The following is a 335-nucleotide window of genomic DNA, read 5'->3' as shown; positions in this document are numbered from 1 at the left end:
CCCTCCTTGCGGTGTACCCTCTTCCGTTGTGAATAGCTGTCCGGTGTCAATTACCCCTGCCTTTAGCCATGCCTTGATTTGTCGTCGGATTGCCGGGAAGGCATCAAGTTTATTGAGAAGTTTTTCATGGTCAATTTGGTCGAAGCATTTTGCAATGTCTGCATCCAGTACCCATTTTGGTTTGTACCGTATGGCCAGGAATATTGCTCCGATTGCATCGTGACATGACCGTCCTGGTCTGAACCCATAGGAGTTGGATTCAAACCTGGCTTCCCATTGTGGCTCGATTGCCGCCTTGACTAACCCTTGGAGTGCGCGGTCGTACATCGTGGGTA

At 50.1% G+C, this 335-nt stretch carries 1 protein-coding gene; it reads right to left on the bottom strand.

Features of this window, described 5'->3' with window-relative positions; translation table 11 throughout:
* Positions 1-335, bottom strand: a 335-nt coding sequence (locus AC0QH1_RS17160; protein WP_324632455.1) for a reverse transcriptase domain-containing protein, incomplete at both ends; no start/stop codon positions are given.

The sequence above is a fragment of the Phormidium sp. CCY1219 genome (assembly GCF_055795085.1).
Note: the sequence above shows the minus strand (reverse complement) of the source record. Positions and strands in the feature narration are given on the sequence as shown.